Genomic DNA, 23,601 nt, shown 5'->3' on the forward strand with positions numbered 1-23,601 from the left:
TCGAGGCTGTCGGGTTCAGGTATCGCGCTGCGCGCCGGGGGCGTCTGGCGCCGGATAACTGACCTGCATCACCTCGATGTCCTTGAGTCCGCCCGGGGTCGCCAGTTTCACTTCGTCACCGACCCGCGCCTTGAGCAGCGCGCGGGCAATCGGTGAAATCCAGCTGACCTGGTTGCGCGCACTGTCCGCCTCGTCAATGCCCAGGATGGTCACCGTCTGAGCGGAACCGCTGCTGTCGATGTAGCTGACGGTGGCACCAAAAAACACCTGATCGCTGCCGTGGTGCACGGCCGGGTCGGAAATCTCGGCGATTTCAAGCCGCTTGGTCAAAAACCTGATGCGCCGGTCGATCTCGCGCAGCCGCTTCTTGCCGTAGTGGTAGTCGCCGTTTTCGGAGCGGTCGCCGTTGCTGGCGGCCCAATGCACCACCTCCACCACCTTGGGCCGCTCGTTGTCGATCAGGTCCAGCAGCTCGGCCTTGAGCCGGGCGTAACCCTCGGGCGTGATGTAGTTTTTGCCGCCCGCAGGCAAAGGCGGCAATAACAGCTCGTCATCGTCGTCCGCGTCGGTTTCTTTGGTGAAGGCTTTGCTCATGGGGGACTGAAGCAGTCAAAACGTGTCCAGATCGGGACATCGTAACGAAAAAGCCCTGGAACCTTTCGGTTCCAGGGCTTGACGTCTGGTGCGGCTGGCAGGAATTGAACCCACGACCCCTTGGTTCGTAGCCAAGTACTCTATCCAACTGAGCTACAGCCGCTAAGCCTCGAATTATAGCCTATTAATTGGGTGGTAGGGCGTCACAGACTTGAACTGTGGACCAAAGGATTATGAGTCCTCTGCTCTAACCAACTGAGCTAACGCCCCACGTCGCCAGTGCAGATTGTACCGGCCCTACTTGCTGTGGCTCAGTGCGCTGCTGACCATCTTGGCCGTGATGTCGACGATCTGGATCATTTTTTCATAGGGCATGCGCATGGGCCCGATCACGCCCAGGGTGCCCACGACCTTGCCGTCCACCTCGTAAGGGGCGGTCACGATGGACAGCTCCTGGTAGGGCACGACCTGGCTTTCGCCGCCGATGTAGATGCGCACGCCCTCGGCCCGGCTGGACACGTCGAGCAGGCGCATGAGCTGGGCCTTCTGCTCGAACAGGTCGAACAGCTTGCGCAGGTTGCCCATGTCGCTGGAGAAATCGCTGACCGCCAGCAGGTTGCGTTCGCCAGAGATCACCACCTCGTCGCGCGACTCGATCGCTTCGCTGCTGACCTGTACCGCCGCCTGCATCAGGCTGGCGATCTCGCCACGCAATTCTTCCACCTCGCTCCCCAGCCGCTCGCGCACTTCCTCGATCGCCATGCCGGCGTAGTGCGAATTGAGGAAGTTGGCCGCTTCGATGAGCTGGCTCTGGGTGTAGTCGGTCTCGGTGAAGATCACGCGGTTCTGCACGTCGCCGTCCGGCGAGACGATGATGACCAGGATGCGTTTTTCGGACAGGCGCAAAAATTCGATGTGACGGAACACGGACGTGCGGCGCGGCGCCATCACGACACCGACAAACTGCGACAGGTCCGACAGGATGTTGGCGGCGTTGCTGAAAACCTTTTGCGGCTGGTCCGGTGCCAGGCGGGGGGCGCCGAGCGCGCCGAGCGACGAATACTGGTCGCGCTGCATGGTCAGCATGGTGTCGACAAACAGGCGGTAGCCGCGGGCGGTCGGGATGCGGCCAGCCGAGGTGTGCGGGCTGACGATGAGGCCCAGATCCTCCAGGTCGCTCATGACATTGCGTATGGTCGCCGGCGACAGGTCCAGTCCGGAGGCCTTGGACAAGGTGCGCGAACCGACCGGTTGACCGTCGGCGATGTAGCGCTCCACAAGCGCTTTTAACAACAGGCGGGCACGTTCATCAAGCATGAAGCCATTCTACGAAGCTTGGCAAGGATGTTGTGATGTAATTTGGCGATGAAGTCGCAATTTCGTCACGTCGCCCTGATCGGGAAGTACCACGCACAGGGTTCACGCTCCGCGCTGGAGGAAATTGCCCACTTCCTGCACGCGCAGGGTTGCGAGGTCACGCTGGAAAAAGACACGGCCAGCAACACCGGCCTGACGCAGTACCCGGTGCTCGATGTGGCCGGCGTCGGTGCGCATTGCGACCTGGCCCTGGTGGTCGGCGGCGACGGCACCATGCTGGGCATAGGCCGGCAACTGGCCCAGTTCGGTGTGCCGCTGGTCGGCATCAACCAGGGACGCCTGGGCTTCATCACCGACATTGCTTTCGAGGACTTCCAGACGGCGCTGGAACCCATGCTGCGTGGCGAATATGACGAGGACCGGCGCTGGATGATGCAGGCCAAGGTGGTTCGCGACGGCCGCTGCGTCTTCAGCGCCACCGCGATGAACGATGTGGTGGTCAACCGTGGGGCCACGTCGGGCATGGTCGAACTGCGGGTCGAAGTCGACGGCCGTTTTGTGGCCAACCAGCGCGCCGACGGCCTGATCATTTCGACGCCGACCGGCTCCACGGCGTACGCGCTGTCGGCCGGCGGGCCACTGCTGCACCCGTCGATTTCGGGCTGGGTCATGGTGCCGATTGCGCCGCACACGCTGTCGAACCGGCCCATCGTGTTGCCTGACACGGGCGAGGTCACCGTGGAAATTGTCGCGGGCCGCGATGCCAGTGCCAATTTCGACATGCAGTCGCTGGCCAGCCTGCTGCACGGCGACCGCATCAGCGTCAGGCGCTCGGAGTACCAGATGCGCTTTTTGCACCCCAAGGGCTGGAGCTACTTCGACACCCTGCGCAAAAAACTTCACTGGAATGAGGGTGCGGTATGAGTCTTAAAAACATCGCCCTGCGCGACTTTGTCATCGTGCGCGAACTCGCGCTGGACCTGGACAGCGGCTTCACCGTGCTCACCGGCGAGACCGGCGCCGGCAAATCGATCCTGATTGACGCCCTGCAGCTGGCCCTGGGCGCACGCGCCGACGCCGGTGTGGTGCGCGAAGGCGCGCAGCGCTGCGAGATCAGCGCCACCTTTGACGCGCCGGCCCAGCTGGGTCTCTGGCTGGACCAGGCCGGCTTTGCCGCCGAAGACGACTTGCTGTTGCGCCGCACGATCGATGCCCAGGGCAAAAGCCGGGCCTGGATCAACGGCAGCCCGGCCACAGCCACCCAGCTGCGCGAAATTGCCGACCTGCTGGTCGACATCCACGGCCAGCATGCCTGGCAAAGCCTGACCCGGCCCGATGCGGTGCGCGGCCTGCTCGATGCCTACGCTGGCGTGCCGGCCCAGGCCCTGGCGCAGCCGTGGCAAGCCTGGCGCAGCGCGCACAAGGCCCTGGTGGAAGCGCGTGAGGCGCAGGACAGCCTGCAGCGCGAGCGCGAACGCCTGGCCTGGCAGATCGGCGAGCTCGACAAGCTGGCACCGGGCGAGCACGAGTGGGAAGAACTCAACACCCAGCATAGCCGGCTGTCCAATGTGCAGGCCTTGCGCGACGCGGTGCAGACGGCGGTCGATGCGCTGCAGGAGTCCGACGACAACGCCACGGCCCTGCTCGGCCGCGCCCTCACCGCGATACAGAATCAGGAGCATATTGAGCCCGAATTCAAAGGGCTGACAGAGGTTTTAAGCAGTGCCCTGGCACAGATTGAGGATGCCGTGCATTCGCTGCATGGCTACGCGCGGCATGCCGAACTGGAGCCGCAGCGCCTCGCCGAACTCGATGAGCGCCTCTCGCTGTGGGTCAGCCTGGCACGCCGCTACAAACGCACGCCGGCCGAGTTGCCGGAACTGCTGGCCGCCTGGCGCAGCGAACTGCAAAAACTCGATGCGGCGGCCGACCTTGTGGGCCTGGAAAAAGCCGAGCAAGAGGCCCAGGCCGCCTACATGGATGCAGCACGCCAGGTGTCGAAAGCCCGCAGCAAGGCCGCGCCCCTGCTGGCCAAGGCCATCACCCAGGCGATGCAGGGCCTGGGCATGCAGGGCGGCAGGTTCGAAGTGGCCCTGGGCAAGCTGGAGCAGCCCGCGCAGCATGGGCTGGAGCAGGCTGAATTTCTGGTGGCCGGCCACAGCGGCAGCACGCCGCGGCCGGTCGGCAAGGTTGCCTCTGGCGGCGAGTTGTCGCGCATTGCATTGGCCATTGCCGTGACCACCAGCCAGCTCGGACAGGCACAGACCCTGATTTTTGACGAAGTGGATTCGGGCGTAGGCGGCGCCGTGGCCGAAACCGTAGGGCGCCTGATGAAACAGCTCGGCAAGGACCGACAGGTCATGGCCGTCACCCACCTGCCCCAGGTCGCGGCCTGTGCCGACCATCACCTGATGGTGGCCAAACGTCCGGACAAAGGCCAGACCGTGAGTACCGTCGAGCTGGTCCACAGCGAGCAACGGGTGGCCGAAGTGGCCCGCATGCTGGGCGGCGAAAAGCTCTCCGGCACCACACTGGCCCACGCCAAGGAAATGCTGGGCCAATGAACGCTGCCACCGACCCCACACCAGCCACGGCCGCGGACATGGACATGGTGCTGATCACCGGCATGTCCGGTTCCGGCAAATCCATCGCGCTGCATGCCCTGGAAGACGCGGGCTACTACTGCGTGGACAACCTGCCGCCCGAGCTGCTGCTGCCTTTTGTCGCGCTGGAAAAGCAGCACGGCGCCAGCAAGGTGGCGATCGCGATGGACGTGCGCAGCGCCATCTCGCTGCCGCTGGTACCGCTGCAACTCGCGCAGATGCGGGAACAGGGCGTGGCGGTGCAATCGGTGTTTCTCGACGCCAGCACCGACACGCTGGTGCGGCGCTTCTCGGAAACCCGGCGCATGCACCCGCTGTCGCGGCGCGATGACCTGGACCAGCAGCGCGCCCTGGTCGATGCGATTGGCGAGGAGCGCGAACTGCTCGGCGAGCTGCGCGAACATGCCCATGTCATCGACACCAGCATGATCCGGCCGTCCCAGCTGCAGGGTTATGTGAAGGCGCTGATTTCCTCACCGGCCACGCAGCTGACCCTGGTGTTTGAATCGTTTGCCTTCAAGCGCGGCGTGCCGGTTGATGCCGACTACGTGTTTGATGTGCGCATGTTGCCCAATCCGCACTACGAACCGGAATTGCGCCGCCTGACCGGCAAGGACGAGGCGGTGGTGACCTATCTGCAAGGCCACCCCGAGGTGGCCGACATGTTCCGCCACATCGAGCAGTTCATCGGCCACTGGCTGCAGGCGCTGGCGCGCGACCACCGCAGCTATGTGACGGTGGCCATCGGCTGCACCGGCGGCCAGCACCGCTCGGTGTACCTGGTCGAGCAGCTGGCGCAGGCCTTCGGCCCGCACTGGGTCACGCTCAAGCGCCACCGGGAACTCGACGCGGCGCCCTGAGGCTGGCCGCCGCAGGCCGGTCTTACTCTTATTTTGATAGCTGCTTGCGCCCGCCCCTCAAGGGCTGGAGGCCTTTTTTATCACATACCACGGGAAATCAGGCCGCGCGCTGCGCGAGCAACTTCCTGATCGGTGCCGGCAGCCCCAGGGCCTCCCAGGCGTCCCGCGCAAACCAGGCGCCGCCGCCCGGCAGGCGGGTGCTTCTGGCCTCCCGGGCCGACAGCGCCAGCACCATGGGCGACAGGCGCAGGTCCTTGTGGGTCAGCACATGCACAAAGGGCGGGAGCGCCGTCAGCCGGGTCTGCAGGGACGCGGGCAAGGCCGCCAGCAAATCCTCTTCGCTGCCGAACACCGGAAAACAATACAGGCCGCCCCAGATGCCGGGCGCAACGCGCCGTTCCAGCCACACGCTGCCGTCGGCTTTTTCTGCCCACAGCAGCGCGAGCGACTGCGCGCTGCGCTTGAGCTTGCGGGTCTTGACCGGGAAACTCTCCGGCGCGCCGCTGGCCAGGCCCCGGCACATGCCCTGCACCGGGCACAGCAGGCAGGCGGGCTGGCGTGTTGTGCAAATCGTGGCGCCCAGATCCATCAGGCCCTGCGTGTAACGCGGCATGGTCTCAAGCAGCTGGCGGCGCGGCAGCAGCTCGGTGGCGATGGCCCACAGCGCCCGCTCCTGCGCGCTGGAGGCCAGATCGCCGGCAAACGCGGTGACCCGGGTCAGCACCCGCTTGACGTTGCCGTCCAGGATGGCGACCCGCTGCGAAAAGCAGAACGAGGCGATGGCCGCCGCGGTCGAAGGCCCGATGCCGGGCAGGGTTTGCAACTGCTCTGCCGTCTGCGGAAATTGCCCGCCATGCAAGCGCACGACGTCCTGCGCACAGCGATGCAGGTTTCTGGCCCGGCTGTAATAACCCAGCCCGCTCCACAAACCCAGCACATCGTCCTGTGCGGCGGCGGCCAGATCGGCTACCGCCGGAAACCGCGCCAGGAAACGGGTGTAGTAGTCAAGCACCGTGGCCACCTGCGTTTGCTGCAGCATGATCTCGGACAGCCAGACGCGGTAAGGGTCACGCGTGTTCTGCCAGGGCAGGCTGTGGCGTCCGTGGCTTTTCTGCCAGCGCACGACCTGTGTGGAAAACCGGCTGCCCAGTGCCGCCGTCTGCAAACCGGTTTCGGTCGCCCCGGCAAGCAGCGGGGACACACCGGCACCGGGCGTGGAGCTTGGGGCCATGCCCGCGCTCAGGCGGCCTGGATCATTGGGGCGGCAGGAGCCGCCAGCGCCGGGTCATGCGGACTGGCAGGTGCATGCACCAGCTGGTCCGTCAGTTCGTCGAGCTTGCCGTCGAGTTCATCGAGCGCCCGCTCCTGCGCGGCGATTTCGGCAATGCGTTCATCCAGGCCGGTGGCAGCCTGCTGGATGCGTTCGATCGCCTCGATGCGGCGGCTGAAGTTGCGCCGACGCTCCTTGAGCTGGGCATCGAGCTGCGAGGCGGCCGACTTGTTCCACAACTCGACCTCGCCGAGCGCCGTCTCGTAGACCACGCGCAGCCGCGTCGCCAGAGCGCGCACGAGCCGTTCGGAAAAATCCGGCTGCGCCAGCTTGAGGATGTTGGCCACGCCCAGGTACTGCAGGTGGCTGCGTTCGATCTGCTCCAGGTCCACCAGGAAACGGCTCATTTCGGGCTCTTTGGGCGCCTGCAGGGAAAAGCCGAATTCGGCATTGAGCTGCTTGAACGATCCGCTCAGCATGTTCTGGATGTCAGCGCTGGTGGTCTGGGCCTTCTGCAGGCCTTCGCGCAGCCGCGCAAAGGTCTGGCCATAGGCTTTCTTGACGCCGAGCTTGATGCCGGGCTGCTTGAGTGCGTGGGTCAGTTCGGCCAGTTCCGTCTTGAGGGTCGGTGTGCCGAGCAGGTGAAACACTTCCCTGAGCAGTTTCAGGTGGATGGAACGCACGGCCTGTATCTTGGCGCCGCTGGCGTTGAATTCGACCTGCTCCTGCTCGATGCGCGAACGCATGTGTTTGATGACCGAGTCGTTCTTGCCGCGCAGGCCGCGCAGCTCGATCATCTGTTCGGCCAGGTCGCGGCGGCGGATGTGGATGACGCGGCCGGCCTCGGCACGCAGCTCGACAATGCCGGCGGCCACCGCCGAGCGCAGTATTTTCTGCCGCTGCCCCATCACGCCCTGTGCCAGCGCCAGCTCCAGCCCGGGCAGGCAGCTGGCCTGCAGCAGCTTGTCATCGCCTGTGACTTTGGCGACCAGGCCTTTCTGGGCCGAAACGGGAATGACCTGGGCCACCGGCAACCCGAGAATCTCCGCCGAGCTGGCACGCTGGCGGTCGATCTGGGCCTGGATCTGCGCGGGCGAGCTCAGGGCGTCCCACAGGGTGTCGATCTTGTTGAGGACCACCAGGCGGGCATCGTTGTCGTCGCCCTCGGTGATCAGGTGTTCACGCCAGATCGCCAGGTCGGATTTGGTCACGCCGGTGTCGGCCGCCAGGATGAAAACCACCGCGTGGGCCTGCGGAATCAGGCTCACCGTGAGCTCCGGCTCGGCCCCGATCGCGTTGAGGCCCGGCGTGTCCAGAATCACCAGGCCCTGCTTGAGCAGCGGATGGGCGATATTGATCAGCGCATGGCGCCACTTCGGCACCTCGACCAGACCGGCCGCATTGACCCGCGGATTGTCCTGCGGCGCGTCGTCATGCCAGAAGCCCAGCGCACGCGCTTCGTCCTGCGTGACATGGCTGACTTCGGCCACCTTTTCGAGTGCCTTCGAGAGCTTGACCGGGTCGTTCACATCGAGGTCGACCCGTGTCCATTTCTCGGGAACCATGCGCCACTCCATCAAGGCCTGTGGCTTGAGCCGGGTCTCGATGGGCAACAGGCGCAGGCAGGGCGGCGCATCCGCGTCGTAGCCCAGCTCGGTCGGGCACATGGTCGTGCGGCCGGCACTGGCCGGCATGATGCGCCGGCCGTAACCGGCGAAAAAGATCGCATTGATCAGCTCGGACTTGCCGCGCGAAAATTCGGCAACAAAGGCCACCATGACCTTGTCCGAGCGCACCTGCGACTCCAGCCGGAGCAGGCGCTCTTCCACGGCGGCGTTGAGCAGATCGTGGCCCTTCATCCATTCGGACAAAAGCTTGAGGCGCAAGGCAAACGCGCGCCGCCAGGCGCCGTGCTGGTCAAATTGTTGGTTAAAAGACATGGTGCGCCGTGGACATAGATCGATCAATATAGCATCGCCCACCGGAAACGGTCTGCCCGGGGCGGAACGGATGTTCAGGGTTTCTGGCAGTTGACACAGTAAAAAGTGGAACGTTGCCCCTGCCGGAGCATGCGGATCGGCGCCGCACACAGCTTGCAGGGAAGGCCGGCCCGGTCGTACACCATGGTTTCGAGCTGGAAGTAGCCGCTCTCGCCCATGGCGTTGGAAAAATCCTTCAGGGTGCTGCCGCCTTTTGCAAGCGCCTGGGCCAACACGCTGCGGATCGCCGCATGCAGCCTGGCGGCGCGGGGCTTGCTCAGCCGCCCCGCCCGCACGGTCGGACGGATGCCGGCCATGAACAGCGCTTCCGAAGCATAGATGTTGCCAACACCGACCACGATCTCGCCAGCCAGCAACACCTGCTTGATCGCCGTTTTCCTTCCCTGCAGCGCGCGGTGAAAGGCCAGCGCGTCAAACGCTTCCGTCAGCGGTTCCACGCCCAGCCGGCCCAGAAGCTTCTGCGCCGCGGCGTCGTGCTCGGCAGTCGCATACACCACCGCACCAAAGCGGCGCGGGTCGTGCAGCCGCAAGGTGCCTGCCGTGGTGCGCAGGTCGAAATGGTCGTGTTTTCCAGGCGGCGGCAAGTTCGTCCCGAAGCCCAGGCTGCCGGACATGCCCAGATGGATCAGCAGCAGGCCGCCGGTGGTGTCGAGCAGCAGGTATTTGCCGCGCCGGCGGACCTCGAGCACGGTGCGCCCGGTCAGCTGCGCGGCATCGCAGCCCAGGGGCCAGCGCAGCGGCTTACCCATCTGCAGGTCCAGTATTTTTGCGCCGGCAACGCGGCTGGCAAAACTCAGGCGGGTGACTTCGACTTCAGGCAATTCGGGCATGGGCAACTCGGGTCAATCAGGGAACACACCTGCGCGGGCGCAGGCTTCAATTATCATGGTCCGATGAAACAACTTATCAGCGTTTTCAGTGCACTTTGCCTGGCAGTGCCGGTGCTGTGGGCCCAGACCGCCCAGCCTGCCCCGGCCTTGCCACCCGCTGCCCAGCCCGAGGCGCCGGCCGCGGCCCAGGACGCCACCCCCGTGCCATCCAGCCTGGACGGCGAGCTGTTCTACCAGGTGTTGCTCGGTGAACTCACGGCGCGGGAAGGTGATGCCCCGACCGGTTTTTCACTGATGCTGGACGCGGCTCGCAAAACCAACGACGCCCAGTTGTACCAGCGCGCAGCCGACATCGCCTTGCAGTCGCGCTCGGGCGACGCAGCGCTGCAGGCCGCACAGGCCTGGCGCCAGGCCCAGCCAGCCTCGCGCGAAGCCAACCGCTATGTGCTGCAAATCCTGCTGGCGCTGAACCGCATCACCGAGACCACGGAGCCGCTGAAAAATGAAGTGAAGCTCACGCCCCAGCCCGAACGCCCGCAGGCCATCATCAACCTGCCACGATTTTTTGCCCGTGCCAGCGACAAAAAACTCGCCGCCAGCGTGCTCGAGCAGGCGCTGGCCGACGAGCTCAAGGCCCCCGCCACAGGTGCAGCAGCCTGGACCGCCGTCGGGCGCATGCGGCTGGCCGCCGGCGACCTGCCAGGCGCGCTGGAGGCGGCCGAACGCGGGCAGGCCATCGACCCGGCGGCCGAAGGACCGACCTTGCTGGCACTGGAGATGATGGATCCCAAACTGCCGCGTGCCGAGGCTCTGGTCCAGAAATACCTGGCGGGCAACCCCAAGACCCCGCCCGAAATCCGCATGGCCTATGCCCGCGTCCTGCTCGATGTCCAGCGTTATGCCGAGGCCAGCGCGCAGCTGCAGCTGGTCACGCGCGACAAGCCCGACTACCCTGAAGGCTGGCTGGTGCTGGGCTCCCTGCAGCTGCAGGACAACCAGTTGGCGCCAGCGCAGACGTCGCTGCTGCGTTACATCGAACTGGCCAGCAAGGGTGAAGCCCAACCACAGACCAGTCGCGGCCTGTCGCAGGCCTACCTGTCGCTCGCGCAGATTGCAGAAAAACGCCGGGATTTCGCCGCAGCGGAGAGCTGGATCGCCAAGATCCCCGATGCGCAGGAACTGGTCCAGGCGCAGGTGCGCCGCGCTTCGCTGCTGGCCCGGCAAGGCAAACTCAACGAGGCCCGCCTGCTGATCCGGCAATTGCCCGAACGCAGCCCCGATGACAAACGCAACAAGCTGATGGCCGAGATCAACCTGCTGCGCGAGCAAAAGGAATATCGCAGTGCTTACGAGTTGCTGGCGCAGGCCGTCACGCAATTCCCGGACGAACCCGAGCTTCTCTACGACCAGGCCATGATGGCCGAGAAACTCAATGCACTGCCGGAAATGGAGCGCCTGCTGCGCCAGGTGGTGGCGCGCAAGCCCGACTACCACCACGCCTACAACGCGCTGGGTTACTCGCTGGCCGATCGCAACGTGCGCCTGCCCGAGGCCAAACAGCTGATCCTGAAGGCGCTGGAGTACGCCCCCGAGGACCCCTTCATCAAGGACAGCCTGGGCTGGGTGGAGTTCCGACTCGGCAACAAGGCCGAAGCCCTGACCATTTTTGAAGCCGCCTACAAGGCCAAGCCCGACGCCGAGATCGCCGCGCATTTCGGCGAGGTCCTGTGGAGCCTGGGTCAGCGCGACAGGGCCCTGGCCATCTGGAAGGAAGGCATGCTGCTCAACGCCGAGAACGAGACGCTGCTGGAGACCCTCAAGCGCCTGCGGGTCAGGCTGTAAACCGCCATGACCGTCTTTGACGCCCCGCTGCGCCGGTCGGCCACCCTGCTGGTGAGCCTGCTATTTGCTACATTTTTCATAGCTGGTTGCGCAAGCCCACCAATGGCTGCAGGCCAAAAAGATGCAAAAAAATCGTTCTGGGCCGGCCGCATGAGCCTGCAGGTGCAAAGCGAGCCGCCCCAGGCCTTTTTTGCCGGCTTCGAACTCAAGGGCAATCCCATCCAGGGTGAGCTGACGCTCAACAGCCCGCTGGGCAACAGCCTGGCCGTGTTGCGCTGGTCGCCGCAGGAGGCCGTGCTCGATTCCGGCAACCAGATCCAGCGTTTTGCCACCGTCGACGAACTGATTGAAAAAGCCACCGGTGCAGCCGTGCCGCTGCCGGCGCTGTTCGACTGGCTGGACGGAAAAAACACCGCCGCGGCCGGCTGGAATGCCGATCTTTCGCAACAGGCCGAGGGCCGGATTTCGGCCAGCCGCACCGTGCCGCAACCGCGCTCGGACCTGCGCATCGTGCTGGCGACGCCCTGATGCACGCCGGCCTGCCGCGCCCTGCTTCGGCCGCGCCGCTGAAGGCGATCTACGATGTCGCGGCGCCGGCCAAACTCAACCTGTTTCTGCACATCACCGGGCGCCGCCCCGACGGCTACCACCTGCTGCAGTCGGTGTTCATGCTGATCGACTGGTGTGACACCCTGCATTTCGAGCTGCGCCAGGATGGCCAGATCACGCGCACCGACCTGGGCAGCGAGGCCAGCGAAGCGCTGCCGGCCGAAGACCTGGTAGTGCGTGCCGCGCGGGCGCTGCAAAACGCGACCGGCACCACGCTGGGCGTGCACATCGGGCTGGAAAAGCGCATTCCGTCGCAGGCCGGCATGGGAGGCGGCTCGTCCGATGCCGCCAGCTGCCTCCTGGGCCTGCAGCGCCTGTGGGGCGTCCGGTTGCCAGCGGAGCAACTGCAGGCCATCGCCCTTGGCCTCGGTGCCGACGTACCGTTTTTCCTCAGTGGCGGCCACGCCTGGGTCGAGGGTGTCGGTGAAGAAATCACGCCGCTGGTCCTGCCCGCCGCCCGTTTTGTCGTGGTCAAACCCGCCGCCGGGCTGCCGACCGACGCCATTTTCCGCTCGCCCGCGCTCAAACGCGATACAGAAACTGCTACAATCCGAGGCTTTGCTGCAAACGCAAATGGCTCTGTTTACGAATTCGGCCATAACGACTTGCAGCCAGTCGCGCAGGCCTTGTGTCCGCAGGTTGGCCAATCCCTCGATTGGCTGTCCATGCAGCATTTGCAAGGCCGCATGACTGGCTCGGGAAGTGCTGTATTTGCGCATATGCCGCACGAGATGGAACTTGCGGTCGCCCCGGGCGACTGGCAGGTCCGCAAGTGCAGCAACCTGGAGGCACATCCTCTGGCCGGTTGGTAAGATACGGGCCATGGAATGTGTTTCCAGAAACAACGATTAAAGGGTTGGTTGCCGGTTTCCTGAGAGATGTCTTTGACAGTTTTCAGGTCTGACAATCTACCTGTGTAGGGGTGTCGCCAAGTTGGTTAAGGCACCGGATTTTGATTCCGGCATTCGCAGGTTCGAATCCTTCCACCCCTGCCAAAATTTTCGGGTCCCATGTGGGGCCCGTGTTTTTAGGCCCCCGACAACGGGGGCCGTGCTCGCTGACTGTTGAGTGTCTCCGGTGAAGGCGCTGCCTGCGCAATTCAGACGCTGAATTGGCCGGGCAGGAAATGGCCAGAAGCCGCATTGACATGGGACGGACACAGGGCGTCCGTGTTTTCAGTGCGTTTATTGCTTTTATCCATTCAGCAACGTTTTCTTCCTGGACACCCGCTGGGCCACACATGCAACCGCACCACTCCGACTTCATGCTTTTCACGGGCAATGCCAATCCGAGCATGGCATCCGAGATCGCCCAGCATCTGGGCATTTCGCTGGGCGCCGCCCATGTGGGACGTTTCTCCGACGGGGAAGTGACGGTCGAGATCCAGCAGAATGTGCGCGCGCGTGACGTGTTCGTGGTGCAGTCCACCTGCGCGCCGACCAATGAAAACCTGATGGAACTGCTGATCATGGTCGACGCGCTCAAGCGCGCCTCGGCCGAGCGCATTTCCGCCGTGATCCCCTACTTCGGCTACGCCCGCCAGGACCGGCGCCCGCGTTCGGCGCGCGTGCCCATCAGCGCCAAGGTGGTGGCCAACATGCTGCAGGCCGTCGGTGTCTCGCGCGTGCTGACCATGGACCTGCATGCCGACCAGATCCAGGGCTTTTTCGACATCCCGGTGGACAACATCTATGCCTCGCCGGTGCTGCTGGGCGACCTGCGCCAGAAAAACTACAACGACCTGATGGTGGTGTCACCCGACGTCGGCGGCGTGGTCCGTGCCCGCGCGCTGGCCAAACAACTGGGCTGCGACATGGCCATCATCGACAAGCGCCGGCCCAAAGCCAATGTGTCGGAAGTGATGCATGTGATCGGCGACATCGACGGGCGCAACTGCGTCATCATGGACGACATGATCGACACGGCCGGCACACTGGTCAAGGCGGCCGAGGTGCTCAAGGAGCGCGGCGCCAAAAAGGTCTACGCCTATTGCACCCACCCGATTTTTTCGGGCCCCGCGATTGAACGCATTGCGCAGGGCGAAGCCCTCGACGAAGTGGTAATCACCAACACCATCCCGTTGAGCCAGGCCGCACAGGACTGCAAGAAAATTCGCCAGCTCTCCGTGGCACCGCTGATTGCCGAGACAATCCAGCGCATCGCCAACGGTGAGTCGGTCATGAGTTTGTTTTCGGACCAGGACAACCTGTTCTGATCCGGAGCGAAAAGCCGGCTGCATTCGTGCAGCTTTTTTATGTCGGGGTGAGCTGGTCGCGGCCCACCTCTTTTGGAGAAGATTATGAAATTCGTCGCTTTTGAGCGCGCCAAGCAGGGTACGGGTGCGAGCCGCCGTCTCCGCATCACGGGCCGCACGCCCGGTATCGTTTACGGTGGCACCGGTGAACCGTCGCTGATCGAACTCGATCACAACGCACTGTGGCACGCCATCAAGAAAGAAGCATTCCACGCTTCCGTCCTCGAGATGGAACTCGGTGGCAAGACCCAGAAGGTTTTGCTGCGTGATCTGCAGATGCACCCGTTCAAACAACTGATCCAGCACGTTGATTTCCAGCGTGTGGATGCCAAGACCCGCCTGACCATGAAAGTGCCCCTGCACTACAGCGGTGAAGAAGAGTCGCCCGCGGTCAAGGCCGAAAACTGCCTGGTCAACCACGTGCTGACCGAGCTGAGCATCTCCTGCCTGCCGAAAGACCTGCCAGAGTTCATCGCCGTTGATTTGACCGGCCTGAAAAAAGGCAGCTCGCTGCACGTCAAGGACATCACGCTGCCCAAAGGCGTGAAGTTTGTCGCCAAGGGCGGCCTGGACAACCCGGTGCTGGTGTCGGTCTCTGCCGTTTCGGAAGAAGCTGAAGCCGATGCCGCCGCTGCCGCTGCCGCTGCCGCTGCCGCGCCTGTGGATCCCAAGGCCGCCCAGGCCGCTGCCGCCAAGGAAGCCAAAGCCGGCGCCAAGGCTGACGCCGCCAAGCCTGCTGCCAAGAAGTAATTCCTGACGGCATCGGCCTCAAAAGGCCAGCGGCCCTTGTCCTCCCCCGGAGGCCAAGGGCCGTTTTTCTTGGGAGAAGGTCTGGCTGCGCCCATAATCCGTTGGCGGGCCCCGCCTGCAGACCGTTTTTTCCTCTCATCACACCGCATGATCAAACTTTTTGTAGGCTTGGGAAACCCAGGACCTGAATACGAGGCGACCCGCCACAACGCCGGCTTCTGGTGGACCGAGGCACTGGCGCGCGAACTCAAGCTGAGCCTGGCCCTCGACAAGAATTACCATGGCCGCGTCGCCCGCACCAGCATCAAGGGGCAGACCGTCTGGCTGCTCGAGCCGATGACCTTCATGAACCTGTCGGGCAAATCGGTGGCGGCGCTGGCACGTTTTTTCAAGATCGCCCCCGAAGAGATCCTGGTGGCGCACGACGAGCTCGACATCGTGCCGGGCCAGGCCAAGCTCAAGTTCGGCGGCAGCCACGCCGGGCACAACGGCCTGCGCGACATCCATGCCCAGCTGGGCACGGGCGACTACTGGCGCCTGCGCATCGGCGTCGGCCACCCGGGCGTGAAGTCCGAAGTCATCAACTGGGTGCTGAAAAAACCGTCCCCCGAACACCGCGCGGCGATCGAGGACAGCATCGCGCGTGCGCTCAAGGCCGTGCCCGACCTGCTGGCCGGCGAGATGGAAAAAGCCACCATGCTGATCCACACCAGCGCGCCGCAGCGGCCCAAGCCACCGCGCAAGGTCGAAGCTGAGGATTCTGAAAACGATTAGTGGCGTCACGCTGCGCCTGCGGTCTGCTCTGGACAGTAGGACAGACTCCCCACTCCCACCCCTAACCCCTCCCTCGCCCCGCTGGGCGATGGAGGGGGACTTCATTTGGCCACGTGTGCTGCTCCCGCGTGCAAACATAACGGCCGCTCGACGCTGACATGACGCGCTTTGCGCGTCATGTCTCCCCGCACCCGAACCCGCAATTTTCCCCCACCCGTCGGGCTGGGCCGAGGAGCGCAGCCGAAAGCGGATCAGGACGAGCGATTGTCTGAGCGAAGCGAGTTCGAGCTCGGCCCCGCTTTCGGTGAGCACCGCAGGTTGCCCGTAGCGAAGCGGAGGGACCCAGACCATCGGGTCGCCTTTTTCTTTGCTTACTTTCTTTTTGGCGACGCAAAAAGAAAGTGAGTTGCCGCCGGGCAACCCCCGGCTTGTTGGCAAGCTGCAGCACTTTTAAAAAAATGATTAGTGAGCAAGCATGGATCCCGGATCAAGTCCGGGATGACGAATGCGGAAAAAGTTGCTATGAATTCAATAGCTTCTTGCGCCCGCCACATAAAGGCTGGAGGCCAAAAAGACTATGAAGAACGCGCTGCCACCGCCGCCACAGGCTGCTCTGCCTGCAAGCGCTGGTATTTCTGCCAGAGCGTTTCCCGGTCTTCGATGAAGGCTGGGTTGACGGGAATACACGCCACCGGACAGACCTGCACACATTGCGGCTCATCGAAATGGCCCACACACTCGGTGCAGCGATTCGGGTCGATTTCGTAGATTTCCTTGCCCAGGTAAATCGCCTGGTTCGGGCATTCGGGTTCGCACACGTCGCAGTTGATGCACTCGTCGGTGATCAGCAAGGCCATGGTCAGCCCTCCTTCTGCGCCTGCTGCAGGGCGATGGCGACGTTGGAGCTGACCATCTGGCCCACATCGCCGCCGAGCTTGCTGATCTCGCGCACCAGGGTGCTGCTGATACATTGCAGCGGTGCGTCCGGCAGCAGAAACACGGTTTCCACCTGGGGCCGCAGCTTGCGGTTCATCGCGGCCATCTGCGCCTCGTAGTCAAAATCGGTGAGGTTGCGCACGCCGCGCACCACGGCCACGGCCCGCTGGGCCGCGCAAAAATCCATGATCAGCCCGTCGAAAGGCAGCACGCTGACGTTGGCCATGCCATGCGTTTCCTCTCGCACCTGCTGCAGGCGCGCGTCCAGGCTGAACAACGTTTTCTTGTGATGGGCAACCGCCACACCGATGATGAGCCGGTCAAACAGCCCGGCCGCGCGGCGCACGATGTCCTGGTGCCCGAGCGTGAAGGGGTCAAAGGTGCCGGAATAAACCGCCACACGGGAACTCGGGGTGCTTGTCGCCATTCAGCAATTATGCCCGCCTGCCTGTGGGGCCGCGTGTCCCTGCCGCTTGCAGGGCTACGCGCCTTCCAGCGAAACGCTCTTGCGCACCAGCAGGTGAAAGTGCACCGCGCCGGCCCTGCCGCTGCGGTGCAGTTGCAGGCCGTAGTCGGCCAGGGCCTCGTCGGTCCAGGCCTGCGGCGCCTCGAGGTAGACATACCCGGGCTCGGCCACCACCTGCGCCGCCGCCTTGAGTGCGGGCTCGAACAGCGGCGAGTCAAACGGCGGGTCCAGGAACACCAGTTGCATGCTGGCCGGTGTTGCACGCCTGAGGACGGCGACGCCGTCGCCGCGCTCCACCCGCACCATGTCGGCGTGCAGCCTGGCCTGCAGTGCCTTGAGCTGGTCCACCAGCCCGGCATCCTGCTCGCACAGCAGCACCTCGGCAGCGCCGCGCGAGGCGGCTTCAAAGCCGAGCACGCCGGTGCCGGCAAACACGTCGATGCAGCGCCAGCCGGTCAGGTCCTGGCCCAGCCAGTTGAACAGGGTCTCGCGCACGCGATCGGGCGTCGGGCGCAGGCCGGGCTTGTTGGCCACCGGCAGCCTGGTGCGTTTGTACTGCCCGCCAATGATGCGTATCTCGCCCGGCGGCACGGACTTGCGGCCCACCACCTTGCCCGATTTCGGTCGCGGCGCGGCAGGTTTGGCGGTTTTGTTGTCGGAGGCTGGGGTGTATTTCATGTGCGGCTCATATGCGGCGACAGGGATTGATTCCCACGAAGGGACATGCCGTTTACTGGGGAGCAGCGCCAAGGATAACAGTCACCATTTTTTCGGGCTGCAGCTTGCGCGCAAACGCGGCCTTGACCTCCGCCACACTGACTTTGCCGATGCGGTCGGTCCAGGTGTCCAGGTAGTCGAGCGGCAGGTCGTTCCAGGCGATATTGGACAGGTTGCCAAGCAGCTTGCGGTTGCTGTCGATCAGCAGCGGAAAGCCGCCGATCAGGTTGTCCTTGGCGGCCTGGAGTTCGGCCTGCGTCGGACCCTCGGCGACAAACTTTGCAACCACCTCACGGGCGACCGCGGTGGCCTGCGCGGCCTGGTCGGGACGGGTCTGCAAGCCCACGGTGAACGCGCCGGCATGGCGGCCCGGTGAAAAATAGCTGGAGACGCTGTAGCTGAGGCCGCGTTTTTCGCGCACCTCTTGGGTCAGGCGCGAGACGAAGCCGCCGCCGCCCAGCACATAGTTGCCCACGGTGAGGGCATAAAAATCGGGGTCGTTGCGCTTGTAGCCGGGCTGGCCCATCAGCACATGCGCCTGCGCCGAATCAAACGGGATGGTGATCACCTGCGCACGCTCCAGCGGCGTCACCTCGGCCACCGCCGGCAAAGGCGGGGCTGCCGCACAGTCGCCTTGGGGCAGGCGCGCGAGCAGCCCCGTCACCAGCGTGTCGGCCTGCGCACGGGTCAATGCGCCCACGATGCTGACCCGGGCATGGCAGGGCGTGATGTAGCGCGCATGAAAAGCCTGCATGTCGGCCACGCTGATGCGCGCCAGGCTGGCTTCGCTGGTTTCATGGCCGTAGGGATGGCTGCCGTACACCGCTTCGGAAAAAGCGCGGGCCACCCGGTAGCCGGGCCGGGTGTAGGCCTCCTTGAGCTGGGCCAGCATGCGCTGGCGGTCGCGCTGCCACACCGGGTCCGGAAACGAGGGCTCGGCGATCTGGCGCGCGGCCAGCCGCATGGCCTGGCCCAGCAGGTCCGGCTCGGTCAGGCTGCGCAGTGAAAAGCTGAAGCGGTCGGAGCCCGCCGATGCGCCGAACTGCGCACCGAGATCGGCCCAGGCTTCGCCCAGCCCATTTTCATCGAGCGCGGGCTCACCGCCACGTGCCGCCACGCCCTTGGAGAGCAGCGACGCCGTGATCCCGGCCAGACCGGCCTGGTCGGCTGGGACGCGCCGGCTGCCGGCATCGAAGTCCAGTTGCACATCGACCATGGCGATGGCCGGGCTTTCGACCAGGTAGACCCGGGCGCCGCCGGGCTGCGTCCAGTGCTGTATCGGAATCGCGGCCCATGAAAACATGGGGTAAAAACTGGCTACAGCCCCCATCAGCAGGGCGCCAATAGCTCTTTTTTTGATAGCACTTGTCACAACGGTTCCCGAAGAAGACAGGATGGAAGAAAAGGCCCCGTGCGGGCGGCGCGCGCTCAATGCCGCAGCCCCGCGGCGGGCACACGTTTGGCGCGGCCCGGATCGGGCGGTTGCGGCAGCAGGTTGGCGAGGGTCAACTGGTCGTCACTGAAATAACGCGCCGCCACGGCCTGCACTTCGGCGCTGCTGATGCTGCGCAACTCGCGGATCAGGCGCTCGTCGGTGTCGAGCGGCAGGCCGTTGACCCAGTAGGCGCCCAGCCCGCGGGCCTGGCTGAACAGCGCATCGAGTTTGTAGGTTTCGCTGGCCACCCACTGGGTCTTGACACGTTGGAGTTCGGCCTCGCTGACGCCTTCGCGGGCAATCAGCGCCACCTGCTGGCGCAGGGCGTCGGCCACCTGGTCAGCGGTTTTGCCGGCGGCCGGCACCGCGTCGAGCACAAAAACCTGCGGGCCGCGGCCGATCAGGCCGTTGGACGCGCCGGCACTGTCGGCGAGCCGGTTGTCACCCTGGGTCAGGGCGCGTTCCAGCCGTGCGCCGCTGTAACCGTCGAGCACGGCAGACAGCACCGTCAGCGCCAGCGCATCGCGGTTGAAGGCATCACCCGTACCCGGCGCGGCGTCCGCCGGCGACTGCAAACCCGGCACCTTGTAGGACAGGCTCACATAGGCCTGGCTGGCCGGTGCCTTGAAGTCCATCCTGCGCAGGCCGGTCTGCACCGGCTCGATGCGCGGTTTGCGCGGCGGCACCGGACGGGCCACCGCAGCGCCATAGTATTTTTCCGCCAAGCGCCGCACCTGCGCCACATCCACATCGCCGGCAATCACCACGGCCGCATTGGCCGGGACGTACCAGCGCCGGTAGAACGCGCGGGCATCGTCGGGCGTCATGGCCTCGAGGTCGCTCATCCAGCCCACCACGGGGCGCCGGTAAGGCGACGCCACGAAGGTAATGGCGTTGGCTGCTTCGTGCATCAGCGCGCGCGGCGAGTCTTCGGTGCGCAGGCGGCGTTCTTCCTTGACGACCTCGAGTTCTTTTGCGAACTCCTCGTCGGCCCACTGATTGCGGGCAAACCGGTCGGCCTCCAGGCGCATCACCTCCTCGAGCTTGTTCGAAGGAATCTGCTGGTAATAACCGGTGGCATCGCGGGAAGTGAACGCGTTTTCCCGACCACCAAGCGCCGCGACGCGGCGAGAAAACTCGCCCGGCTTCAGGCTGGGTGTGCCCTTGAACATCATGTGTTCCAGCACATGGGCCACGCCGGTGGTGCCATCAACTTCGTCCATGGAGCCGACCCGCACCCAGAGCATGTGGGCCGCGGTGGGCGCACGCCGGTCGGTCTTGACGATGACGGTCAGGCCATTGGCCAGCTGGAACTGCGTGACGGAGGCAGCGGTCTGGGCCACCGCGGGGCTGGCCAGAAAGAAGCTGAAGAGCAGGGGAAGAAGGGGAAGAAGCGTGTTGCGCGAGGGTGCCGAAAGCCGGATAAAACTGCCCATGACATCCTGTGTGGTGTGTTTCATAGAATAGTGTGACTCCAAAGCACAACCAATGTTCAGTTTCTTCAAGAAAAAAAAGCCCCCTGCCTCCCCTGAGGCCGCGCCGGCAGCGGCATCACCCCCTGCCCTGCCCGGCGCTGCGGCACCCTCTGCGGCCCCGGCTGCAACCGCGCCGGCGCTGCCCAGCGGGGGCCTGATCGGCAGCGCGCTGGTCACACCCATCGACATTCCGCTGCCCGGTGCAGTGTCGCCGAGCCGCGAGCACTGGGTCAGCAAGCTGCGCTCGGGCCTGCACAAGACAGGCGCCAGCATTTCCGGCGTGTTCACCGGCAGCCGCATCGACGACGCGCTGTACGAAGACCTGGAGTCGGCCCTGCTGATGGCCGATGCCGGCACCGGCGCCACCACCTACCTGCTCGACGAAGTCAAACGCCGCGTGAAAGACAGCGGCGTCACCCATCCGGTGGCCGTGAAGAACATCCTGACCGAGGCGCTTACCCAGCTGCTCAAGCCGCTGGAGCAGCCGCTGGTGATCGGCGAGTACAAACCCACGGTCATCATGGTGGCCGGCGTCAACGGCGCGGGCAAGACGACCTCGATCGGCAAGCTCACACATCACCTGGCCAACGAAGGCGCGTCGGTGCTGCTGGCCGCGGCCGACACCTTCCGTGCCGCCGCACGGGAGCAGCTCGAAGTCTGGGCCAACCGCAACATGGTGGAGATCGTCAGCCAGGAAGGGGGCGATCCGGCGGCTGTGAGTTTCGATGCGGTCAGCGCCGGCAAGGCACGCGGCAAGGATGTGGTGCTGGTGGACACCGCCGGGCGCCTGCCGACGCAGTTGCACCTGATGGAAGAGCTGCGCAAGATCAAACGTGTCGTCAGCAAGGCGGATGCCACGGCGCCGCATGAAGTGCTGCTGGTGATCGACGGCAACACCGGGCAGAACGCGCTGAGCCAGGTCAAGGCCTTCGACGAAACCCTGCAGCTGACCGGCCTGGTCGTGACCAAACTCGACGGCACGGCCAAAGGCGGCGTGCTGGCCGCGATTGCGCTGTGGTCGCGGGAGCGCGCCAAGGCCTCGCCCGGCCTGCGGCCGGTGCCGGTTTATTTCATCGGCGTCGGCGAAAAACTCGAAGACCTCGAAACCTTCAACGCCCGGGAATTTTCGCAGGCCCTGCTGGCCTGAGAGGCTGAGCGACCCATCTGCCGGTTTCCCCCGGCGCATCGCTGCCCCTCAGCGGAAAGACCCTGAAGATATGGCCCAGCTGTCCCTTGAAGAAGCCACCCGCCTTGCCTTGGAGGCGCTGCGCCATGCCGGCGCGGGGTCGGCCATGGCGGCCAGTACCGCGAAAGCGCTGGTGCGTGCCGAGGCGCAAGGCCTGGCCTCGCATGGCCTGATCCGTGTGGCGCAGTACGCTACTCACCTGCGCAACGGCCGGGCAAACGGCAGCGCCGTGGCCCGGGTGGCGCGCCACCAGGGGGCGGCCGTGCTGGTCGATGCCGGCCAGGGCCTGGCGTTCCCCGCCTGCGACCTGGCCGTCTCCACAGCGATCGCCACCGCACGCTCGCTGGGTGTGAGCTTCGCCGGCGTGACCAACAGCCACCACTGCGGTGTGCTGGTCGACCACCTGCGTGCGGTGGCCGATGCCGGCCTGGTCGGGCTGGCTTTTGCCAACTCGCCGGCCGCCATGCCAGCGGCCGGCGGCAAACACGCCATCTTCGGCACCAACCCGGTGGCAGCGGTGTTCCCCCGGCGCAGCGCCGACCCGCTGATGATCGACCTGTCCCTGAGCGAGGTCGCGCGCGGCAAGCTGATGGTGGCGGCCCGCGAAGGCCAGGCCATTCCGCCGGGCTGGGCGCTGGACAGCCAGGGGCAGCCCACCACCGACCCGACAGCCGGCCTGGCGGGCTCCATGCTGCCGCTGGGCGCCGCCAGCAGCCCCAAGGGCGCCATGCTGGCGCTGATCGTCGAGCTGCTGGTCACGGCCCTGCTCGGCGCGCAGTTCGGCTTCGAAGCGTCCTCGTTTTTTGTCGATGAGGGCAACGCGCCGCGCCTCGGCCAGGCCTTTGTTGTGATCAACCCGGGCGCGCTGGCGGGCCAGGACGTCTACTACGAACGCATGGAAACGTTGATCACGGAAATGCTGGTGGACGACGGTGTGCGCCTGGCCGGCGCGCGCAGAATCGCGCTGGAACGGCAAGCCGGACAATCGGGGCTGACGATTCCCGACACGCTGCACGAACAGTTGCATCGACTGACGAAAATGCAGTAATTCCCCTGCTTTCGCAAACTGCGGGCATCCCTTACAGTGGCTTGCTTGCCTGCGGCTTTTTGACTGCAGCACCGGAGGCCCCATGAACCCCAGCAGCACACCCGACACGTCCGATACATCCGCCGGTCCCCGCGAGGTGGACCGCCTGCTCGCCCATTACGGCGACAGCCACCGGCACCCGGCCAACGAGCTCATCCACTTCATCGCGATCCCGCTCATCATGCTGAGCCTGCTCGGCATGATGTTTGCGCTGCACCCCTGGGTCGCCTATCTTTTTGTCGCCGCCAGCATGGTGTACTACCTGCGGTTATCGCTGGTTTTTCTGGCCACCATGGTGGTCTGGTCGGCCATCCTGCTGGCGCTGGTGCATGCCATGGGCGAGCGTGTGCTGCCGGTGTCAGTGGCGATTTTTGTCGGCGCCTGGATTCTGCAGTTTGTCGGCCACAAACTCGAAGGCAAAAAGCCTTCGTTTTTCGAAGACATCCAATACCTCTGGGTGGGCCCGCTGTTCGTGCTGAGCAAGCTGTTCGGCAAGCTCGGCATCCGCTGGTAGGTCGCTGCCGTCTTCTCCCGCCCTGACCGGCTTGAAGCGGCGTTAGTTGCCCGCATATAAACCGTTCTGCCTTTTTACGGGA

General features: G+C 64.9%; 22 protein-coding genes and 3 tRNA genes. 13 read left to right on the forward strand and 12 right to left on the reverse strand.

What is annotated here, in order from left to right:
• Window positions 1-15: 15 nt before the first annotated feature.
• From greB to hrcA, 4 genes are all read right to left on the reverse strand, one after another.
• Window positions 16-594: a transcription elongation factor GreB gene (gene greB, locus AAG813_RS06340; RefSeq protein WP_341912998.1), complete on the reverse strand. Its 579-nt coding sequence runs from the start codon at window positions 592-594 to the stop codon at window positions 16-18.
• 86 nt (window positions 595-680) lie between these two features.
• Window positions 681-757 (reverse strand) — tRNA-Arg (locus AAG813_RS06345).
• A 30-nt stretch (window positions 758-787) separates the two neighbouring features.
• Window positions 788-864: transfer RNA gene (locus AAG813_RS06350), tRNA-Ile, on the reverse strand.
• Between the two features lie 27 nt (window positions 865-891).
• On the reverse strand, window positions 892-1,911 hold the full coding sequence (hrcA, locus tag AAG813_RS06355) for a heat-inducible transcriptional repressor HrcA (RefSeq protein ID WP_341913000.1): 1,020 nt from the start codon (window positions 1,909-1,911) through the stop codon (window positions 892-894).
• 48 nt (window positions 1,912-1,959) lie between these two features.
• On the opposite strand from hrcA, the gene AAG813_RS06360 reads away from it, so the two are divergent.
• From AAG813_RS06360 to rapZ, 3 genes are read left to right on the forward strand one after another with little or no spacing between them, the layout of a single operon-like run.
• Window positions 1,960-2,835 (forward strand): NAD kinase, encoded by an 876-nt coding sequence (locus AAG813_RS06360; RefSeq protein ID WP_341913002.1) that lies wholly within the window; start codon window positions 1,960-1,962, stop codon window positions 2,833-2,835.
• Complete coding sequence (recN, locus tag AAG813_RS06365; protein WP_341913004.1) at window positions 2,832-4,475, forward strand: DNA repair protein RecN; 1,644 nt, start codon at window positions 2,832-2,834, stop codon at window positions 4,473-4,475. The genes AAG813_RS06360 and recN overlap by 4 nt, the downstream gene beginning before the upstream one ends.
• Complete coding sequence (gene rapZ / locus AAG813_RS06370) at window positions 4,472-5,374, forward strand: RNase adapter RapZ (RefSeq protein WP_341913006.1); 903 nt, start codon at window positions 4,472-4,474, stop codon at window positions 5,372-5,374. Before recN ends, rapZ begins: the two co-directional genes overlap by 4 nt.
• Window positions 5,375-5,471: 97 nt before the next feature.
• Here rapZ and mutY read toward each other — a convergent pair whose 3' ends face one another.
• From mutY to mutM, 3 genes are all read right to left on the reverse strand, one after another.
• Window positions 5,472-6,524, reverse strand: coding sequence for an A/G-specific adenine glycosylase (gene mutY / locus AAG813_RS06375; RefSeq protein WP_341913245.1), 1,053 nt, complete (start codon window positions 6,522-6,524; stop codon window positions 5,472-5,474).
• Between the two features lie 89 nt (window positions 6,525-6,613).
• Window positions 6,614-8,584: a dynamin family protein gene (locus AAG813_RS06380; RefSeq protein ID WP_341913008.1), complete on the reverse strand. Its 1,971-nt coding sequence runs from the start codon at window positions 8,582-8,584 to the stop codon at window positions 6,614-6,616.
• Between the two features lie 74 nt (window positions 8,585-8,658).
• A complete protein-coding gene (gene mutM / locus AAG813_RS06385) occupies window positions 8,659-9,474 on the reverse strand; it encodes a bifunctional DNA-formamidopyrimidine glycosylase/DNA-(apurinic or apyrimidinic site) lyase (protein WP_341913009.1) in 816 nt (271 codons plus the stop codon).
• A gap of 63 nt (window positions 9,475-9,537) precedes the next feature.
• Between mutM and AAG813_RS06390 the strand changes: the two genes are divergently transcribed.
• The 7 genes from AAG813_RS06390 to pth all read left to right on the forward strand — a co-directional run bounded on the left by AAG813_RS06390 (window position 9,538) and on the right by pth (window position 15,703).
• Window positions 9,538-11,316 carry a tetratricopeptide repeat protein gene (locus AAG813_RS06390; RefSeq protein WP_341913010.1) on the forward strand — a complete coding sequence of 593 codons (1,779 nt, stop codon included), beginning with the start codon at window positions 9,538-9,540 and terminating at the stop codon, window positions 11,314-11,316.
• Between the two features lie 102 nt (window positions 11,317-11,418).
• Complete coding sequence (locus tag AAG813_RS06395; protein ID WP_341913012.1) at window positions 11,419-11,844, forward strand: lipoprotein insertase outer membrane protein LolB; 426 nt, start codon at window positions 11,419-11,421, stop codon at window positions 11,842-11,844.
• Between the two features lie 38 nt (window positions 11,845-11,882).
• Window positions 11,883-12,737 carry a 4-(cytidine 5'-diphospho)-2-C-methyl-D-erythritol kinase gene (gene ispE / locus AAG813_RS06400; protein WP_341913248.1) on the forward strand — a complete coding sequence of 285 codons (855 nt, stop codon included), beginning with the start codon at window positions 11,883-11,885 and terminating at the stop codon, window positions 12,735-12,737.
• Window positions 12,738-12,843: 106 nt separating this feature from the next.
• Window positions 12,844-12,920: transfer RNA gene (locus AAG813_RS06405), tRNA-Gln, on the forward strand.
• A 245-nt stretch (window positions 12,921-13,165) separates the two neighbouring features.
• Entirely contained in the window at window positions 13,166-14,140 is a 975-nt protein-coding gene (locus tag AAG813_RS06410) for a ribose-phosphate pyrophosphokinase (RefSeq protein WP_293594927.1), read from the forward strand.
• Between the two features lie 84 nt (window positions 14,141-14,224).
• Window positions 14,225-14,929 carry a 50S ribosomal protein L25/general stress protein Ctc gene (locus AAG813_RS06415; RefSeq protein ID WP_341913016.1) on the forward strand — a complete coding sequence of 235 codons (705 nt, stop codon included), beginning with the start codon at window positions 14,225-14,227 and terminating at the stop codon, window positions 14,927-14,929.
• A 147-nt stretch (window positions 14,930-15,076) separates the two neighbouring features.
• Window positions 15,077-15,703 carry an aminoacyl-tRNA hydrolase gene (gene pth, locus AAG813_RS06420; protein ID WP_341913018.1) on the forward strand — a complete coding sequence of 209 codons (627 nt, stop codon included), beginning with the start codon at window positions 15,077-15,079 and terminating at the stop codon, window positions 15,701-15,703.
• Between the two features lie 575 nt (window positions 15,704-16,278).
• On the opposite strand, the gene AAG813_RS06425 is transcribed toward pth, so the two are convergent.
• The 5 genes from AAG813_RS06425 to AAG813_RS06445 form a co-directional block, all read right to left on the reverse strand.
• On the reverse strand, window positions 16,279-16,560 hold the full coding sequence (locus AAG813_RS06425) for a YfhL family 4Fe-4S dicluster ferredoxin (RefSeq protein ID WP_341913020.1): 282 nt from the start codon (window positions 16,558-16,560) through the stop codon (window positions 16,279-16,281).
• A 2-nt stretch (window positions 16,561-16,562) separates the two neighbouring features.
• Window positions 16,563-17,066: a pantetheine-phosphate adenylyltransferase gene (coaD, locus tag AAG813_RS06430; protein ID WP_341913022.1), complete on the reverse strand. Its 504-nt coding sequence runs from the start codon at window positions 17,064-17,066 to the stop codon at window positions 16,563-16,565.
• 54 nt (window positions 17,067-17,120) lie between these two features.
• Window positions 17,121-17,783 carry a 16S rRNA (guanine(966)-N(2))-methyltransferase RsmD gene (gene rsmD, locus AAG813_RS06435; RefSeq protein WP_341913024.1) on the reverse strand — a complete coding sequence of 221 codons (663 nt, stop codon included), beginning with the start codon at window positions 17,781-17,783 and terminating at the stop codon, window positions 17,121-17,123.
• A 52-nt stretch (window positions 17,784-17,835) separates the two neighbouring features.
• Entirely contained in the window at window positions 17,836-19,152 is a 1,317-nt protein-coding gene (locus AAG813_RS06440) for a pitrilysin family protein (protein WP_341913026.1), read from the reverse strand.
• 98 nt (window positions 19,153-19,250) lie between these two features.
• On the reverse strand, window positions 19,251-20,717 hold the full coding sequence (locus AAG813_RS06445) for a pitrilysin family protein (protein WP_341913029.1): 1,467 nt from the start codon (window positions 20,715-20,717) through the stop codon (window positions 19,251-19,253).
• 28 nt (window positions 20,718-20,745) lie between these two features.
• On the opposite strand from AAG813_RS06445, the gene ftsY reads away from it, so the two are divergent.
• The 3 genes from ftsY (at window position 20,746) to AAG813_RS06460 (ending at window position 23,519) form a co-directional block, all read left to right on the forward strand.
• Window positions 20,746-21,879, forward strand: a complete 1,134-nt coding sequence (ftsY, locus tag AAG813_RS06450; RefSeq protein WP_341913031.1) for a signal recognition particle-docking protein FtsY — start codon at window positions 20,746-20,748, stop codon at window positions 21,877-21,879.
• Between the two features lie 70 nt (window positions 21,880-21,949).
• Entirely contained in the window at window positions 21,950-22,966 is a 1,017-nt protein-coding gene (locus AAG813_RS06455) for an Ldh family oxidoreductase (protein WP_341913033.1), read from the forward strand.
• Between the two features lie 82 nt (window positions 22,967-23,048).
• Window positions 23,049-23,519, forward strand: a complete 471-nt coding sequence (locus AAG813_RS06460) for an Mpo1-like protein (protein WP_341913035.1) — start codon at window positions 23,049-23,051, stop codon at window positions 23,517-23,519.
• Window positions 23,520-23,601: the final 82 nt, after the last annotated feature.

It is taken from the genome of Polaromonas sp. YR568, from assembly GCF_943371715.1.
Lineage (GTDB): Bacteria > Pseudomonadota > Gammaproteobacteria > Burkholderiales > Burkholderiaceae_C > Polaromonas.

What these genes read in the sequence shown, in the direction of transcription:
- greB (WP_341912998.1), bottom strand. Translation starts at nt 594, where the DNA reads ATGAGCAAAGCCTTCACCAAAGAAACCGACGCGGACGACGATGACGAG.
- hrcA (WP_341913000.1), bottom strand. Translation starts at nt 1,911, where the DNA reads ATGCTTGATGAACGTGCCCGCCTGTTGTTAAAAGCGCTTGTGGAGCGC.
- AAG813_RS06360 (WP_341913002.1), top strand. Translation starts at nt 1,960, where the DNA reads ATGAAGTCGCAATTTCGTCACGTCGCCCTGATCGGGAAGTACCACGCA.
- recN (WP_341913004.1), top strand. Translation starts at nt 2,832, where the DNA reads ATGAGTCTTAAAAACATCGCCCTGCGCGACTTTGTCATCGTGCGCGAA.
- rapZ (WP_341913006.1), top strand. Translation starts at nt 4,472, where the DNA reads ATGAACGCTGCCACCGACCCCACACCAGCCACGGCCGCGGACATGGAC.
- AAG813_RS06380 (WP_341913008.1), bottom strand. Translation starts at nt 8,584, where the DNA reads ATGTCTTTTAACCAACAATTTGACCAGCACGGCGCCTGGCGGCGCGCG.
- mutM (WP_341913009.1), bottom strand. Translation starts at nt 9,474, where the DNA reads ATGCCCGAATTGCCTGAAGTCGAAGTCACCCGCCTGAGTTTTGCCAGC.
- AAG813_RS06390 (WP_341913010.1), top strand. Translation starts at nt 9,538, where the DNA reads ATGAAACAACTTATCAGCGTTTTCAGTGCACTTTGCCTGGCAGTGCCG.
- AAG813_RS06395 (WP_341913012.1), top strand. Translation starts at nt 11,419, where the DNA reads ATGGCTGCAGGCCAAAAAGATGCAAAAAAATCGTTCTGGGCCGGCCGC.
- AAG813_RS06410 (WP_293594927.1), top strand. Translation starts at nt 13,166, where the DNA reads ATGCAACCGCACCACTCCGACTTCATGCTTTTCACGGGCAATGCCAAT.
- AAG813_RS06415 (WP_341913016.1), top strand. Translation starts at nt 14,225, where the DNA reads ATGAAATTCGTCGCTTTTGAGCGCGCCAAGCAGGGTACGGGTGCGAGC.
- pth (WP_341913018.1), top strand. Translation starts at nt 15,077, where the DNA reads ATGATCAAACTTTTTGTAGGCTTGGGAAACCCAGGACCTGAATACGAG.
- AAG813_RS06425 (WP_341913020.1), bottom strand. Translation starts at nt 16,560, where the DNA reads ATGGCCTTGCTGATCACCGACGAGTGCATCAACTGCGACGTGTGCGAA.
- coaD (WP_341913022.1), bottom strand. Translation starts at nt 17,066, where the DNA reads ATGGCGACAAGCACCCCGAGTTCCCGTGTGGCGGTTTATTCCGGCACC.
- rsmD (WP_341913024.1), bottom strand. Translation starts at nt 17,783, where the DNA reads ATGAAATACACCCCAGCCTCCGACAACAAAACCGCCAAACCTGCCGCG.
- AAG813_RS06440 (WP_341913026.1), bottom strand. Translation starts at nt 19,152, where the DNA reads ATGGGGGCTGTAGCCAGTTTTTACCCCATGTTTTCATGGGCCGCGATT.
- AAG813_RS06445 (WP_341913029.1), bottom strand. Translation starts at nt 20,717, where the DNA reads ATGAAACACACCACACAGGATGTCATGGGCAGTTTTATCCGGCTTTCG.
- ftsY (WP_341913031.1), top strand. Translation starts at nt 20,746, where the DNA reads ATGTTCAGTTTCTTCAAGAAAAAAAAGCCCCCTGCCTCCCCTGAGGCC.
- AAG813_RS06455 (WP_341913033.1), top strand. Translation starts at nt 21,950, where the DNA reads ATGGCCCAGCTGTCCCTTGAAGAAGCCACCCGCCTTGCCTTGGAGGCG.
- AAG813_RS06460 (WP_341913035.1), top strand. Translation starts at nt 23,049, where the DNA reads ATGAACCCCAGCAGCACACCCGACACGTCCGATACATCCGCCGGTCCC.